The organism is Nonomuraea sp. NPDC049646 (genome assembly GCF_044465525.1).
GTDB lineage: Bacteria > Actinomycetota > Actinomycetes > Streptosporangiales > Streptosporangiaceae > Nonomuraea.
On the sequence record NZ_JBITLU010000001.1, the window covers coordinates 237,204 to 252,288 of the forward strand.

Sequence of the window (15,085 nt, forward strand, 5' to 3'; positions counted from 1 at the left end):
GTGACGTCAGGATCAGACCTTGGTCTGACGCCCGGCCGCCCGCCTTTCCGTATTCTTGACCAGGTGAATCACCGTCCCCGGCGCTCCGCGCCCCTCGCCTCCCGGGGCGACGCGCGCACCGGCCCTCCGAAGTCGCCCGGAGGAGCGGCCGGGCGGTTCGCCGTGGCGGTGTGGCGGGCCTTGCTGGCGGTGTCGCGGCCCTTCACGCTCGCGTTGCTGACGGGCAGCGCCGATCCCCCGTCCCGGCCGCGTTCCCGGTGGCTGCGGATGCCGGTGCCCGGATGGCTGGCGCCGCTGGTCCCGGTGAAGACGTACAGCGTGTTGCAGATCGCCGAGCTCCTGCTGGGGGTGGAGCTGTTCGGCGTGACGCTGTCCGCGGCGCAGGAGTGGAACGAGCAGGCCGCGGCCACGCCCGGTGATCCCGCGCCGCTCTGGGGCGGCGTCGTCGTCCTCGCGGCCCTGGCCGCCGGTCTGCCCGTGGTGCTGCGCAACCGGTGGCCGCTGGCGGCCTGGCGGGTGGCGGCCGTGCTGACCCCCGTCTCCGTCTGCGCCAGCCTCACGATCGGGCGGGACGAGGGCTACGCGCCCTACCCGGTCGCGGTGGGGGTGGCGTACCTGCTGGCGCTCTATTCCGTGGGCGTGCGCTGCGAGCGGCGGATCACGGTGGGGGCGGGGGTCCTCACCGTCCTGTTGTGCCTGGCCGTCGACGTCGACTCGACGCCGGTGGTGGCGGGCGCGGCCGTGGTCGTCCTGCTGTTCGGTTACAACGTGCGCGCCCGGCGCAACGCCACGGCCATGCTCGTCGAGGAGGAGCGGCGCACCCGGCAGGCCGAGGGCGCGCAGGCGGTGCTGGAGGAGCGCGCCCGCATCGCCCGTGAGCTGCACGACGTGGTGGCCCATCACATGTCGGTGATCGCCATCCAGGCGGAGGCGGTGCCGCTCAGGGCCGCGGGTGACGCGTCCCAGTTGGAGGCCGGGCTGGCCGAGATTCGCGCGTTGTCCCTGGAGGCCATCAACGAGCTGCGCCAGGTCCTCGGCGTCCTGCGCGACCCCGAGGGCCGCACCGACACCGCGCCGCAGCCCGGCCTCGACCGGCTGGAGGAGCTGGTGGCCAACGCCCGCAACGCGGGGCTGACCGTGGCGGTCGACCGGCGGCGGCCGATCGGGCGGCTGTCGCCCGCGGTGGGGTTGTCGGCGTACCGGATCGTGCAGGAGTCGCTCAGCAACGCGATGCGGCACGCGCCGGGGTCGAGCGTCACCGTCGAGATCACCGCCGACGCCGGCACGCTGCGCCTGCGCGTCGCCAACGGCCCCGGCCGCTCACCCGCCGCTGCGGCCGGCGCGGGCCAGGGGCTGGTGGGCATGCGGGAACGCGCGGCGCTGCTCGGCGGCACGCTCGACGCCGGGCCCACGCGCGGCGGCGGTTACCAGGTGAGCGCCACGTTACCGACGGAACCGCCGCCCGAGTCGTCGACCGGGCCGGCCGCAGGGCCGTCGGTTGGAAGCCTGCCAGGCGGGAAGCCGCCGATCGAGGAGAGGGAGAGCGCCGCGTGATCCGCGTGCTGATCGCCGACGACCAGGGGATGGTCCGCACCGGGTTCACCGTGTTCCTGAGCGGCCAGCCGGACATCGAGGTCGTCGGCGAGGCGGCCGACGGCCGCGAGGCCGTGACGCGGGCCGTCGCGCTGAGCCCCGACGTGGTGCTGATGGACGTGCGCATGCCGGTCATGAACGGGCTGGAGGCCACCCGGGAGGTGCTGGCGGCGTGCCCGGCGTCGAAGGTGCTCATCCTGACCACGTTCGACCTCGACGACTACGTCTACGAGGCGCTGCGGGCGGGGGCCAGCGGCTTCCTGCTCAAGGACGCCTCGGCGGCCCAGCTCGCCGAGGCCGTCCGGGTGGTCGCGGCCGGCGACGCGCTCATCGCGCCGGCCATCACCAAGCGGCTGATCCACGAGTTCGCCCGGCTGGGCGGGCCCCGTCCGCCGTCGGGGAGGCGTCCGGAGGAGCTGACCGAGCGCGAGACGGAGGTGCTCATCCTGGTCGCCCAGGCCATGTCCAACCAGGAGATCGCCCAGAAGCTGTTCGTGGCCGAGCAGACGGTCAAGACACATGTGGGCCGCATGCTGACCAAACTCGGGCTGCGCGACCGCGCCCAGGCCATCGTCTTCGCCTACGAAACCGGCCTCGTCCGCCCCGGCGAGTAACCCGTCCCTCGGGGACGGACACGACGGACGCCGGCACCGGAACACGGACGGACCCACGGCCCGCCAAGGGCCACAGCAAGCCCGCAAGCACTTGGTACGCCACGCGCCCCCGAACGGGAAGTACGGCGGTACGACGGAGACCAGGTCGGCAGGCACAGGACGTGCGTCCAGGGACGACAGGCGTTGGGGACCGCAGGCGTTGAGGACGCCGCGACCAGCGGCACAGCGGAGCCAGCGACGCCAGACGTCGGTGACCGCAAGCCTTGGGGACGACACGGCCAGCCGCACAGCGCAGCCAGGGACGCCGCGCATAGGGCACCGCAGGCGTAGGGACGACACGGCCATCGACCCAGCGGAGCCAGGGACGCCAGCGGGTGGGCAGCTCTACGAGACACCAGACGGTCCACCGAGACACCAGGCGGTCCGCACGGGGCACCAGGCGCTCCACGGGACGCCGACGGGACAGGGCGTCAGCGGTGGCGCGGGCGTAGGGAGGGGCGGGGCGGAACGGGCGTTTGGGCGGACTCATGAGACCCGGCGTTTCGGCGGGCGAGGGCGCGGTGCGGGGAGATGGCTTGGGTGGGGGGTGGTGGGACCATGGGGGCTGGAGACGATCGAATCTTGGAGGGAGGAGGCGTGGGGGCCGGTTCGGGGCGTATGTTCCGGGCGGTCGGCCGCGCGTGCCCCATGGATCCCCTTGAGCTCTTCCAGCAGGTGGCCGCCACCGTGCCCGCCTACCGTTCGTTCCTGGCCGAGCACGGTGTCGAGCCGGCGGACGTCACCACCTTGGAGCGCTTCAGCCGGCTGCCGATGACGTCCAAGGACGCCTACATCCGCCGTCACCCGCTCCCCGACCTCTGCCGGGACGGCGTGATCGGGGACATGATCGCCGTGTCGTCGGGCTCGACGGGGACGCCGTCGTTCTGGCCGCGCACGGTGGCCGACGAGCGGGTGATCGCCGCCCGCTTCGAGGAGGTCTTCCGGGACTCCTTCGGGGCCCGCGAGCGCCGTACGCTGGCCGTGGTCTGCTTCGCCCTGGGCACCTGGGTCGGCGGGCTGTTCACCATCGAGTGCTGTCGTCACCTGGCCGAACGCGGCTACCCGATCACCGTCGTCGCGCCGGGCACCGACCGCAGGGAGATCGCGCGGGTGCTGCCGGAGCTGGCGCCGCACTTCGACCAGGTGGTCCTGCTGGGCTATCCGCCGTTCCTGAAGAACGTCATCGACACCGAGCCGCTCCCCTGGGCCGACTGGAACGTCAAGCTGGTCACGGCGGGCGAGGTGTTCAGCGAGGAGTGGCGCACGCTGGTGGCCGAGCGGGCCGGGATCGCCGACCCGGTGCGCGGCGTCGCCTCCCTGTACGGCACCGCGGACGCCGGGGTGCTCGGCAACGAGACGCCGCTCTCGGTCGAGCTGCGCCGCTTCCTGTCCGGCCGTCCGGACACGGCCAGGGAGCTGTTCGGGGAGTCCCGGCTGCCGACCCTGGTGCAGTACGACCCCCGGGTGCGCTTCTTCGAGGAGCACGAGGGCACGCTGCTGTTCACCGGCGACAACGGCGTGCCGCTGATCCGGTACCACATCGCCGACGAGGGCGGGGTGATCCCGTACGAGCGCATGCTGGAGTTCGCCGGGCGGCACGGTTTCCGGACGGACCTCGCCGGCCCGCAGCATCCGTTCGTCTACGTGTTCGGCCGCAGCCATTTCACGCTGTCGTACTACGGCGCGAACGTCTACCCGGAGAACATCGCGGTGGGGCTGGAGCAGCCGGAGGTCAGCGGGTCGGTGACGGGCAAGTTCGTGATGGAGGCGGCCGAGGACGCCGACCACGACCGGCACCTGACGGTCACGGTGGAGCTGATGCCCGGTGAGAAGCCCAGCGACGAGGTCGCCCAGGCGGTGGGCGCCTCGATCCTGGCCCAGCTCCTGCGGCTGAACAGCGAGTTCGCGAACTATGTGCCGGTGGCGCAGCAGATGCCGTTCATCCGGTTGCGTGAGGCCGGAGACCCCGAGTACTTCCCGCCCGGGGCCAAGCACCGGTACACCCGCTGAGCGGGGTTGAGGCGCCGCTGCACCCGCTGGGGGAGGTTCAAGCCGCGTTACAACCGGTCAGGCGCCGGCGGAGTCCGCGTCGAGGGTGCGGCGGACGACGACGAGCGCCACGTCGTCCTCGCGCGCCCCGAACGCCCCCAGCATGCGCTCGGCGAAGTCCTCCAGGTCGTCCTCGACGGTCTCGGCGAGCTGCCTGGCCTTCTCCATGCTGTCGTCGAGCAGGACGTGCCGGTCCTCCAGCAGGCCGTCGGTGAACAGCATCATCGTGCCGCCGGGCGGCAGCTTGAGCCGGTCGACCTGGTACCGCTCGGGCACGGCGCCGAGCAGCAGGTTGCCCAGCGTGTGGTACGAGCTGCCGGGCCCGGCGAACAGCGGCGGCATGTGCCCGGCGTTGGCCAGCTCGATCTCGCCGGTGGCCGGGTCGATGAGCATCAGGCACACGGTGGCGGTCAGGCCCCGGTGGTAGCGCCGCATCATCTGGTTGAGCAGGTCGAGGGAGGCGCTCAGGTCCACCTGGGCGATGAGCGAGGCGCGCAGGGCGTGGCGCACCTCGGCCATGACGGTCGCGGCGTGCAGGGAGTGGCCCTCCACGTCGCCGACGGCGACCAGCACGCGTCCGTCGACCTGCAGCACCTCGTAGAAGTCGCCGCCGACCTCGACGTTGTCCACGGCGGGCTGGTAGCGCAGCGCGACCTGCAGGCCCGGCACCTCGGGGATGCGGCTGGGCAGCAGGCTGCGCTGCAGCGTCAGCGCGATGTCGTGCTCCTCGGTGTAGGCGCGCAGCGCGCCCAGCGCCAGGGCCAGCTCCTGGCCGAGCTGGCGCAGCAGGTTCACCTCGTCGGCGTCGAGCGGCGAGACGGCCTCGACGCCCAGGTAGACCGGCGACGGGGAGTTCTTGGTGCGGCAGAGCACGCCGGTGGTGGAGTCCTCGGCGCGCACGTCGGGCAGCAGGCCCTGCCACTCGGTGCTGGCCAGGGTGAACACCTTGGCTCTGGCGGCGTCCTTCAGCGCCCGCTCGGACAGGCGTTCCAGCACGTCGGGCGCGGCGGCCTGGGCGTCGGCGGGCTCGCCGGGACGGGCGCGGAAGCGCCGGACCCGCCCGTCGGGCAGCATGGCGAGCGTGCCGCTGTAGCGGCCGAGCACCTCGGCGGTGCCCTCGACGGCCACGGTCAGCAGCTCGTCGAAGGTCTCGGCCTCGTTCATCCGCAACGTCACCTCGGCGAGCTTGGCCAGGCGCTCGGCCATCAGCTCGGCCCGCCAGCGCGCCCGGTAGTAGCGCAGCATGGCCTCGACGGTCGCGGCGAACTCGGTCGGCTCGATGGGCTCGCTCAGGTAGGCGTCGGCGCCGCGTTCCAGCCCCTCGGTGCGGTCGGCGGGGGTGATCGCGTTGGCCGACACCTGGATGACGGGGATGGAGGCGGTGGCCGGGTTGGCCTTGATCAGCTCGCAGACCTCGTAGCCGCCGATGTCGGGCAGGCGGACGTCGAGGACGACCAGGTCGACCTGGTTGTCGGCGAGCAGTCCGAGGGCCTCCTCGCCGCCCCTGGCCTCCAGCACCTGGTGCCCGGATCGTCGTAGCCAGCTCGACAGGATGTAGCGCTTGGTGGGGGTGTCGTCCACCACCAGCACGCGTGCGGACTCAGACATCCTGGTCCTCTCCAGCACCGCCGTTCTCGCCCTGGCGGGCGCTGCGGATGGCCTGCAGGAGTTGTTCCCTGCGCAGCCCGTGCTTGGACAGTACCGGCCGGTTGCCGGGGGCGTGTTGCGGGGCGATGGTCACGATGACGACCGGGATGTCGCTCAGCCGCTCGTCCTCGGCCATCTGGTGCAGCAGCACGTTGCCGTCCACGCGGGGCATGAGCAGGTCGACCAGGATCACGTCGGGCGGGGTGGCGGCCATGACGTCGAGCGCGGCGGCGCCGTCGGCGGCCTCGTCCACGTGGACGGTGAAGCCGTAGAGCATGCGGCGGGCGGTGGCGCGGAAGACCTCGTCGTCGTCGGCGATCAGCACGCGCTGCACCTCGGGCGTGCCGCTCTGGTGCGGCAGCCGCAGGGTGGCGGTGGTGCCCTCGCCCGGCGTGCTGGTCAGCTCCAGCGTGCCGCCCAGCGCCTCGGCGAGCCTGCGCGCGTACGGCAGGCCGAGGCCGGTGCCCTTGGCCCTGACCTGGAGCGATCCGGGAACCTGGTAGAAGTCCTCGAACACGCGCCTCAAGTGTTCCTCCGAGATGCCGATGCCGGTGTCCGTGACCGTGATGACGATCTCGCTTTTGGCTTCGTCGGCATGCGCGGCCAGCACTACCTGCCCGCTTTGAGTGAATTTGAGCGCGTTCGAGAGCAAATTGCGGAGAATCCGCAGCAACATGCTCTCATCGGCGTACAGCTCGGTGGCCTCCGGCGCGATCTCCTGGCTCAGCGTCACGCCCACGCGCTCGCTGGTCGGCCGCATCGTGACGTGCAGCTGCCCGGCCATCCGCGCCAGGTTGACCAGCGTGGGCTGCGGGTCCAGCCGGCCGGACTCGGCCTTGGCCATGTCGAGCAGCTCGCTGACGAGTTCGAGCAGCGTCTGGGCCGAGTCGCCGATCAGCCCGATCTGGTGGGCCTGCTCCTCGCTCAGCGGCTCGCCGCCCTGGCCGGTCAGCAGCCGGACCAGGCCGATGACGGAGTTCAGCGGGGTGCGCAGCTCGTGGCTGACGGTGGCCCAGAACCGGTTGCGCGCCTCGATCGTCTCGCGGAGCTGGGCGGACTTCTCGTCCAGCTCGGCGTACAGGGCGACGACTCCCCTGTTGGTCTCCTCCAGCTCGGCCGAGAGCTGGTTGTACATGGCCAGCACGCCGGTGTTGGTCTCCTGCAGCTCGGAGTTGAGCCGCAGCACGTCCTCCAGGGTCTCGGCCAGCTCCCTGTTCTGCTCGCGCAGCTCCTCCAGCGCGCTGATCGGGGCCAGCTTGGCGAGGTCGGCGCGGATGGCCTCCAGCGGGACGGCGGTCAGCCGGGGCCGCAGCCGCTTGGTGAGCGTGACGTGGCCGTCGCCGAGGGCGATGTCGTCGACGAGCCGGCCGGCCAGCGTCACGCCTTCGGAGCGGTCCAAACCGGACGGCCTGGTGTGGCGGATGGTGATGGCGAGCACGTCGCCGTCCAGGGTGATCACGGCGGCGGCGCCCTTGCCGAACGCCTCCCTGCCCACCTCGCTGAGGGCGGTGGCGACCCGGATCTGGTCCTGGGACTCCAGCCCGGCCAGCTCGGCCGCGGCCCGGCCGACGCGGCGCAGGACGAAGACGTCCTGGTCGGTGTCGAGCCTGACCCTGATCAGCTCAGTTGCCGCCATTGCCGGGCCTCACCGTCACCACGCAGGCGTCGTCACGCCTGCTGCCCGCCTCGCGCAGCAGGCCCGCGGCGATGACCGCTGGGGTGCGCGCGAACAGCCCCGGCACGTTACCGGGGTCCCATCGGTCGGTCAGGCCGTCGGAGTGCATCACGACGGTGGCGTACGGGGGGATCTTGTACTCGTACTGGCGGAGGGTGCGGCCCTGGTGGCCGGCGATGCCGGGCAGCGAGATCATGCCCTGCCGGCCGCCGGCGTCGGCGACCCAGCCGGAGACGTTGCCCAGCCCGGCGTAGGTGACGGTGTCGCGGCCGACCCGGGCGACCGCGACGGCGCCGCCGCGGGTCCCGCTCAGCCCGCGGTGCAGGTGTTCCAGGATCGACAGCGGCTCCTGGTCCTGGACCTGCGCGAACAGCTCGACGGCGGTCTGCGCGGCGATGGCGGCGATGTGGCCGTGGCCGAGGCCGTCGCACAGCATCACCGTGGTGCCCTCGCCGTTCTCGGCGATGGCGTAGCCGTCGCCGCAGCTCACCTCGTCGCCGATCGGCCGGGTCAGGCCGCTGGCGCGCAGCGGGGGGCCGGGCGTGTTCTCGGCGGTGAAATGCATGACGAGCACAGTGCCCATGCCGGGCACCGAGTGAACGTCGTAACCGGTGGCGATGCGGGCGATGGCCCCCATGCCGATGCCGAGCGTGCCGGAGGTGGAGTAGCCGTCGCGCAGGGCGCGGGCCACGTCGGCCATGCCGGGGCCCTTGTCCACCGCGACGAGCTCCACGCCGGCCGCGGTCTCGGGATGCGGCCGGACCAGGACGACGCCCTCCACCGCGTGCTTGACCAGGTTGGAGACGGCCTCGCTGACGGCCACGGCCGTCTGCCCGGTGCGGGTGGTGTCGAAGCCGGCCGCCTCGGCCAGCTCGACCGCCCGCCGCCGGACGGCGCCGACGGCACTCGGGTCCTCGGCGCGAACCCAGGCCGGGTTCACCTCGCCCACTTGGTCACCGTCACGGTCGTGCCCTTCCCGGGGGCGGAGATCAGGTCGAACTCGTCGACCAGCCGGCGTGAGCCGCCGAGGCCGAGGCCCATGCCGCCACCGGTGGTGAAGCCGTCGGTGAGCGCCTTGTCGAGGTCGGGGATGCCGGGGCCCTCGTCGCTGAAGACCAGCTTCAGGCCCCGCTTCCTGCCGTTCTCGACGAGGTCGATGCGCACGTCGCCGCCGCCGGCGTAGACGAGCGCGTTGCGGGCCAGCTCGCTGGCCGCAGTGACGATCTTGGTCTGGTCCACGAGGGAGAGCCCGGCCTCGATCGCGAGGGTCCGCACGATCTGCCGGACCACCACGACGTCCGCGCTGCCCGCGATCGTCCTCGTCTCGGTCACGTGGCGGCGCCCCTGACGTGGTCAAGGAGCGCCACTCCCTTCTCCAGGTTCAGCGCCGTGCGCACGCCGCCCAGCGACAGGCCGAGCTCGACCAGGGTGATCGCCACCGCGGGACGCATGCCGACGACCACGGTCTGGGCGTCCAGCATGCGGCACATGGTGGCGATGGTGGCCAGCATGCGGCCGATGAAGGAGTCGACGATCTCGACCGCGGTGATGTCGATGATCACGCCTCTGGCCCCGGTGGCGACGACCCGATCGGCCAGGTCCTCCTGGAGGGCCAGCACGCTCTGGTCCTCCAGGTCGATCTGGATGGAGACGATCAGGATGTCGCCGAGCTTGAGTACGGGCACCCGGTCCATCAGGCGCCCTCCGCCCGGACGGCGATGCGGGCGTTGCGTGACAGGCTCACCTGCACGCCGCTGCGCCTGAAGGCGTGGGCGAGGGCGTCGGCCAGCGACGCCTTGGTGACGATGTCGCCGAACTCGATGCCGAGCGTGACGATGGTGTGCGCGATCTGCGGGCGGATGCCGGAGATGACGCATTCGGCGCCCATCAGCCTGGCGGCCACCACGGTCTTGAGGAGGTGCTGGGCCACCTGGGTGTCCACGGCGGGCACGCCGGTGATGTCGATCACAGCGTGCTCGGCGCCGGTGTCGACCAGGGTCTGCAGCAGCTTCTCCATCACGACCTGGGTCCTGGCGGAGTCGAGGGTGCCGATCAGCGGCACGGCGACGATGCCCTCCCAGAGCTTGACCACCGGGGTGGACAGTTCGAGCAGCTGCTCGGCCTGGTCCAGGATGATCTTCTCGCGGGCGTCGGCGAAGGTCTCGAAGGTGAGCAGGCCGAGGTCGTCGATGAGCCGGGAGAACCAGATGAAGCCGCGCAGGGCCTCCGGCTCGCCGTCGGCCTCGACGATCTCGTACAGGGCCTCCTTGAGCCCGAAGACGGCGCGGGCGGTGTCGGACGGCGCGTGGCCCGCGCGAGCGCGGGTGCGGGAGAGCTCCGCGAGCAGCCCGCGGACGTCGGCGAGCTCCCCCTTGCCCTGATCGAGCGAGGAGCGCAGGGCCCGGTATATGTCGAGAAGCTCGTCCGACGGGGCCTTGGCGAGCTGCACCCAACGGGCGAGGATCTGCTCCTCATGCTCACGGAGCAGCTCTTCGATGCGTCGCCGGGCGACGTCGGCTTGGACGGTCAAGGATCACTCCTGGGTCGGCTAGCGAGTGACGGTGTCAACGTATGTTAGAGCGATTTTTCCAGGTAGCGGACCGTTTGACGGCCAGCACTGTGCGCGACGGGCGGCTCCGCCAGGCACGATCCCTTGAGCTCCGCCTTCCTGGGTAGATGAACGGCGGAGGCGAGTTTTGCTGACATGCTGTCGTCATCGCCTTGACGGAGCCTCCGAGGGTTGTGACACTGTGTCAGAAACAATCGCGCGAGTTGGGGAAGTGCTGTGACGACGTCGTTCTCCGAGACCTTGAGGGCCGCCACCTGGGGCGACCACGAGTCGGCCGAGTCCGAGGGCTACCTCACCGAGCTGATGGCCGGCCGGTTGACCGAGCACGAGTACGGCGAGATGGTCGCCCAGCACTACTTCGCCTACCTGGCGCTCGACGGCGTCTCCAAGGAGCTGGCCGCCCACCCGGTCGCCGGCCGCTTCGTCTTCCCCGAGCTGTACCGCGAGCCCGCCCTCGAACGCGACCTGGCCACCATCTACGGCCCCGCCTGGCGCGAGCGCGTCGCCCCCTCCAAGGCCACCCGGACCCTCCAGGCCCGCATCCACCAGATGACCGACTGGCCCGGCGGCTACGTCGCCCACCACTACACCCGCTACCTCGGCGACCTGTCGGGCGGCCAGTTCATCCGCATGGAACTGCAGAAGATCTTCGGCTACCAGGCCGGCGGCGGCGTCGACTTCTACATCTTCGACGAGGTGGGCAGCCTGCCGCGGTTCAAGACCGAGTACCGCGCCCGGCTCGACGCCCTCGGCGCGCAGCTCGACGAGCGCGAGCGGCAGCGGATCATCGGCGAGGTGCGGCTGGCCTACCAGCTCAACACCGAGGTCCTGGCCGAGCTCATGCACGTCGTCAGGGCCCCGGCGTAGCCGTCTCCGCCGGGTCGTCGCCGCCGTCCGGCTGCCGGGCCAGGACGGCCAGGCGCGTGGGGAGCCGCGGCGGGCGCTCGGCGCGCCCCTCCCCCGGGTCCAGCCGGTAGGGCACCAGGGTGACCATGACCCCGGGGAGCAGCAGCAGGCGGTCCCGCAGCCGGGCGGTCAGCCGGTTGTGCAGGGCCGGCTCCCACCAGCGGCTGGTGACGTAGTCGACGATGTAGACGGTGACGATCTGGTCGGGGTGCAGGGCCAGCCGGTCGCGTACGTGCCGCAGGATCGGGCCGACGGCGGTCCGGTAGGGCGCCTCGATCATCCGCAGCGGCACCGAGGAGGGCGCGTAGTGCTCCCAGCCCTCGCGCAGCTCGCGGGTCGCCTCCTCGTCGGTGCACACGTGCACGGCCTCCAGCCCGGCCGGGCGGGTGGCCGCGGCGTAGGCGACCGCCTGGAGCGCGGGGCTGCCCAGCCGGGAGACCAGCACCATGGCGTGGGCGCCGCCCGGCAGCTCGACGGGCGTGTCCGGCGTGGTGGCCGCCCGTACCTTGTCGTAGTGCCGCCTGATGCCCTTCATGAGCGCGAACAGCCCCGGGATGGCCAGGCAGACCAGCCAGGCGCCGTTCGTGAACTTGGTCACCAGCACGATCACCAGGACGGCGGCGGTCACCGTCGCGCCGGTCGCGTTGACGGCCTGGCGCCGCCGCACGCCGGGCGAGCGCGGGCCGGTCCGCTGCCAGTGCCGCACCATGCCGGCCTGGCTCAGCGTGAAGGAGATGAAGACGCCGATGATGTAGAGCTGGATGAGCCGGGAGCTGTTGGCGTCGAAGACGACGAGCAGCACGGCCGCGGCCGTCGCGAGCAGCAGGATGCCGTTGCTGAAGACCAGCCGGTCGCCGCGCTTGTGGAGCTGGCTGGACAGGTAGGAGTCGGCGGACAGGATCGAGGCCAGCATGGGGAAGCCGTTGTAGGCGGTGTTGGCGGCCATGATCAGGATCGCCGCGGTGCTGGCCTGGAGGAAGGCGTACAGGACGCCCCGGCCGAGGACGGCGTCGCCGATCTGGGCCAGGGCGGTGGGCTCGACGTACCCGGCGGGCATCCCGGCGAGCCGGCCGGGGTGGTCGGGGTCGGTCATCCGCACGTGGGTGAGCAGGGCCAGCACGGTGATGCCGGAGAACATGGTGACCGACAGCGCGCCCATGATCGCCAGGGTGTTCGCCGCGTTCCTGCTCTTGGGCCGGCGGAAGGCGGGCACGCCGTTGCTGACCGCCTCCACCCCGGTCAGCGCCGTGCAGCCGGAGGCGAACGCGCGCAGCACCAGGAAGACGGCGATGAAGCCGACGGGCTGGTAGAGCGGCTCGATGGTGAAGCCGGCGCTGACCGCCCGGGGACGCTCGCCGCTCAGCAGCCGCCAGGCGGCGACCAGGAACAGCAGGTAGACCGAGGCGATGAAGGCGTAGGTGGGCACCGCGAACCCGCGGCCGGACTCGCGGGTGCCCCGCAGGTTGACCAGGGTGAGCAGCACCACGCAGGCCACGCTCAGCGGCGCCGACCAGCGCTCCAGGCCGGGCGCGTAGGAGGTGATGGCGTCCACCCCGGCGGCGACGGAGACGGCGACGGTCAGCACGTAGTCGACCAGCAGCGCGCTGGCGGCGACCAGGCTGGCGTTGACGCCCAGGTTCTCCCGGCTGACGACGTACGCGCCGCCGCCGCCGGGGTAGGCGTAGCAGGTCTGCCGGTAGGACACGATGATGATCACCAGCATGGCCACGATGGCCAGGGCGATCCAGCCGGTCACGTGCAGCAGTGCGAGGCCGCCCAGGGTGAGGGCCATGATGATCTGCTCGGTCGCGTACGCCACCGACGAGATCGGGTCGCTGCAGAAGACCGGCAGCGCCAGCCGCTTGGGCAGGAGCTGCTGTTCCAGGTGCTTGGTGCGCAGCGGCCGGCCGACCAGGGCCCGCTTGGCCCGCTCCCACGGGGAGGCGGTGGTCATGGGCGTTCCCGCCTCCTTCCGGTCAGCCGGCGATCGCCCTGCCGAGCAGGTACCCGAGGCTGACGACGGCGAGGCCGAGCACCAGGTTCATGGCGATGTTGGCCAGCGCCCGGCCGGTGGACCCGGCGGCCAGCAGCTTCCAGGTGTCGGCGCTGAAGGTGCTGAACGTGGTGAGCGCGCCGCAGAACCCGGTGCCGACCAGCGACAGCACGGCCGGTGGCAGGGCGTCGCGGGAGGCGATGCCCATCAGGACGCCGAGCACGGCCGAGCCGATGACGTTGACGGCCAGCGTGCCCCACGGCATCGCCCGGCCGGCCGCCCTGGTGACGCCGGCGTCCACGAGGTAGCGGGCCGGCGCGCCGATCAGGCCGCCGACGAAGACCACCAGCACGAGGATCATCGGCGTCCGCCCAGCCTCAGGCCCGCCCAGACGGCCAGCAGGCCCAGGACGACGCTGAGCACGAGGTAGAGCGCCGCCCAGCCGGCCGCGCCGCCGACGGTGAGCTCGCGGACGCCGTCCACCAGGTGTGAGAAGGTGGTGAAGCCGCCCAGGAAGCCGGTGCCGAGCAGCGCCTTGACCGGCATGCGGTGCAGCGAGTGGCGGGTCAGCTCGCCGGTGAGCAGGCCCAGCAGCAGGCAGCCGAGGACGTTGACCACCAGCGTGGGCCAGGGCAGCGGGTGGTCGGCGCCCATCAGGGTCTGGGTGAGCAGGTGACGGGCCACCGCGCCGATCCCGCCGCCCACCCCGACCAGGGCGAGCGCGCGGGCCGGGTGGCGGGCGGCGGCCATCAGTCCTCCGTCCCGAGCTGCGCGTCGGTGCCGGCGAGCTGTTCGGCCTCGGTCTCGCGCATCCGGCAGAGCCGGTCCACGACGCGGCCGATGAGGTAGGTGACGACGAAGGAGTACAGGCCGACCACGACGATCGCGGCGAGCTGCTTGAGCAGCACCTCGATCGAGCCGCCGTACAGCAGGCCCTTGGTCCTGGTGGCGCTGACGCCGGTCGCGAGCAGGCCGATGAGGGCCGTGCCGACGATGCCGCCCGCGCCGTGCACGCCGACGACGTCGAGGGTGTCGTCGTAGCCGAGGACGAGCTTCCAGGTGACCGCGTACGACACCACGACGGCGGCCACGATGCCGATGACCAGGGCGCCCTCGGCGTTGACGAAGGCGCAGGCGGGGGTGATGGCCACCAGCCCGGCCAGCGCGCCGGTGGCCGAGCCGAGCCGGGTGAAGTGCCGGTACCGCAACCACTCCAGGACGAGCCAGGTCAGCATCCCGGCGGCCCCGGCGATCATGGTGGTCAGGAAGGCGTTGACCGCGATGCCGCCGTCGGCCATGGCCGAGCCGGCGTTGAAGCCGAACCAGCCGAACCACAGCAGGCCCAGGCCGAGCATGACGAACGGGATGTTGCTCGGCCGGGGCGGCTCCTTCCTGCGGAAACGCACGCCGGGGCCGAGCGCGAGGGCCAGCGCCAGGCCGGCCATGCCGGAGTTCAGCTCGACGACCAGACCGCCGGCGAAGTCGAGCACGCCCCACCGGCTGATCCAGCCCTGCCGGTCGAACACCCAGTGCGCGATCGGGAAGTACACCAGCGTCACCCAGACGACGGAGAACACGATCCACGGCCCGAGCCGGGTCCGGCCGGCGACCGAGCCGCTGATCAGGGCCACCGTGATGATGGCGAAGGTGAGCTGGAACAGCGCGAAGGCGTAGGTGGGGACGCGGCCGTGCAGCATCGTGGGCGTGATGTCGGCGAAGCGCAGGTCGCCGAAGCCGATCACCCCGGCGCCGCCCACGTCGGGGCCGAAGACCAGCCCGTAGCCGTAGCCGAACCACAGGATCGTGACCAGGGCGATCGAGACGAAGCTCATGAAGAGCATGCTGAGCACGTTCTGGGCGCGGACCATGCCGCCGTAGAAGAAGGCCAGTCCGGGCGTCATGAGCAGCACCATGGCGGCGCTCACGAGCACCCAGGCCGAATCGCCGGTGTTGAGCCCTGGCGGCATCGTCGGACCTCCCTTCTGTCCCCAGGCAGAGAT

At 72.0% G+C, this 15,085-nt stretch carries 14 protein-coding genes; 4 read left to right on the forward strand and 10 right to left on the reverse strand.

Features of this window, described 5'->3' with window-relative positions:
- The first annotated feature begins 63 nt into the window (after nucleotides 1-63).
- The 3 genes from ACIBQ8_RS01105 to ACIBQ8_RS01115 all read left to right on the forward strand — a co-directional run bounded on the left by ACIBQ8_RS01105 (nucleotide 64) and on the right by ACIBQ8_RS01115 (nucleotide 4,256).
- Complete coding sequence (locus ACIBQ8_RS01105; protein WP_397190638.1) at nucleotides 64-1,554, forward strand: sensor histidine kinase; 1,491 nt, start codon at nucleotides 64-66, stop codon at nucleotides 1,552-1,554.
- Nucleotides 1,551-2,207 (forward strand): response regulator, encoded by a 657-nt coding sequence (locus ACIBQ8_RS01110; RefSeq protein WP_397167993.1) that lies wholly within the window; start codon nucleotides 1,551-1,553, stop codon nucleotides 2,205-2,207. The genes ACIBQ8_RS01105 and ACIBQ8_RS01110 overlap by 4 nt, the downstream gene beginning before the upstream one ends.
- A gap of 687 nt (nucleotides 2,208-2,894) precedes the next feature.
- Nucleotides 2,895-4,256, forward strand: coding sequence for a phenylacetate--CoA ligase family protein (locus tag ACIBQ8_RS01115; RefSeq protein ID WP_397190639.1), 1,362 nt, complete (start codon nucleotides 2,895-2,897; stop codon nucleotides 4,254-4,256).
- A 57-nt stretch (nucleotides 4,257-4,313) separates the two neighbouring features.
- Here ACIBQ8_RS01115 and ACIBQ8_RS01120 read toward each other — a convergent pair whose 3' ends face one another.
- The 6 genes from ACIBQ8_RS01120 to ACIBQ8_RS01145 are packed head-to-tail and all read right to left on the reverse strand — an operon-like array spanning nucleotide 4,314 to nucleotide 10,147.
- Nucleotides 4,314-5,903: a SpoIIE family protein phosphatase gene (locus tag ACIBQ8_RS01120; protein ID WP_397190640.1), complete on the reverse strand. Its 1,590-nt coding sequence runs from the start codon at nucleotides 5,901-5,903 to the stop codon at nucleotides 4,314-4,316.
- Nucleotides 5,896-7,578 (reverse strand): hybrid sensor histidine kinase/response regulator, encoded by a 1,683-nt coding sequence (locus ACIBQ8_RS01125; protein WP_397167998.1) that lies wholly within the window; start codon nucleotides 7,576-7,578, stop codon nucleotides 5,896-5,898. The genes ACIBQ8_RS01120 and ACIBQ8_RS01125 overlap by 8 nt, the downstream gene beginning before the upstream one ends.
- Nucleotides 7,565-8,566: an ATP-binding protein gene (locus ACIBQ8_RS01130; RefSeq protein WP_397190641.1), complete on the reverse strand. Its 1,002-nt coding sequence runs from the start codon at nucleotides 8,564-8,566 to the stop codon at nucleotides 7,565-7,567. The genes ACIBQ8_RS01125 and ACIBQ8_RS01130 overlap by 14 nt, the downstream gene beginning before the upstream one ends.
- Nucleotides 8,554-8,949, reverse strand: a complete 396-nt coding sequence (locus ACIBQ8_RS01135; RefSeq protein WP_397168001.1) for an anti-sigma regulatory factor — start codon at nucleotides 8,947-8,949, stop codon at nucleotides 8,554-8,556. The genes ACIBQ8_RS01130 and ACIBQ8_RS01135 overlap by 13 nt, the downstream gene beginning before the upstream one ends.
- Nucleotides 8,946-9,311, reverse strand: a complete 366-nt coding sequence (locus tag ACIBQ8_RS01140) for an STAS domain-containing protein (RefSeq protein WP_397168003.1) — start codon at nucleotides 9,309-9,311, stop codon at nucleotides 8,946-8,948. The genes ACIBQ8_RS01135 and ACIBQ8_RS01140 overlap by 4 nt, the downstream gene beginning before the upstream one ends.
- Complete coding sequence (locus ACIBQ8_RS01145) at nucleotides 9,311-10,147, reverse strand: STAS domain-containing protein (protein WP_397168004.1); 837 nt, start codon at nucleotides 10,145-10,147, stop codon at nucleotides 9,311-9,313. The genes ACIBQ8_RS01140 and ACIBQ8_RS01145 overlap by 1 nt, the downstream gene beginning before the upstream one ends.
- Before the next feature lie 255 nt (nucleotides 10,148-10,402).
- Here ACIBQ8_RS01145 and ACIBQ8_RS01150 point away from each other — a divergent pair, with 255 nt between their 5' ends.
- Nucleotides 10,403-11,053: a heme oxygenase (biliverdin-producing) gene (locus ACIBQ8_RS01150; protein ID WP_397168006.1), complete on the forward strand. Its 651-nt coding sequence runs from the start codon at nucleotides 10,403-10,405 to the stop codon at nucleotides 11,051-11,053.
- Here ACIBQ8_RS01150 and ACIBQ8_RS01155 read toward each other — a convergent pair.
- The 4 genes from ACIBQ8_RS01155 to ACIBQ8_RS01170 are packed head-to-tail and all read right to left on the reverse strand — an operon-like array spanning nucleotide 11,037 to nucleotide 15,052.
- Nucleotides 11,037-13,046 (reverse strand): APC family permease, encoded by a 2,010-nt coding sequence (locus ACIBQ8_RS01155; RefSeq protein WP_397168007.1) that lies wholly within the window; start codon nucleotides 13,044-13,046, stop codon nucleotides 11,037-11,039. The genes ACIBQ8_RS01150 and ACIBQ8_RS01155 overlap by 17 nt on opposite strands.
- A gap of 22 nt (nucleotides 13,047-13,068) precedes the next feature.
- Nucleotides 13,069-13,446 (reverse strand): fluoride efflux transporter CrcB, encoded by a 378-nt coding sequence (gene crcB / locus ACIBQ8_RS01160; RefSeq protein ID WP_397190642.1) that lies wholly within the window; start codon nucleotides 13,444-13,446, stop codon nucleotides 13,069-13,071.
- The gene (locus ACIBQ8_RS01165) at nucleotides 13,443-13,835 is read right to left on the reverse strand and encodes a CrcB family protein (RefSeq protein WP_397190643.1); all 393 of its coding nucleotides are present in this window, start codon (nucleotides 13,833-13,835) and stop codon (nucleotides 13,443-13,445) included. Before ACIBQ8_RS01165 ends, crcB begins: the two co-directional genes overlap by 4 nt.
- The gene (locus ACIBQ8_RS01170) at nucleotides 13,835-15,052 is read right to left on the reverse strand and encodes an ammonium transporter (protein WP_397168013.1); all 1,218 of its coding nucleotides are present in this window, start codon (nucleotides 15,050-15,052) and stop codon (nucleotides 13,835-13,837) included. The genes ACIBQ8_RS01165 and ACIBQ8_RS01170 overlap by 1 nt, the downstream gene beginning before the upstream one ends.
- Nucleotides 15,053-15,085: the final 33 nt, after the last annotated feature.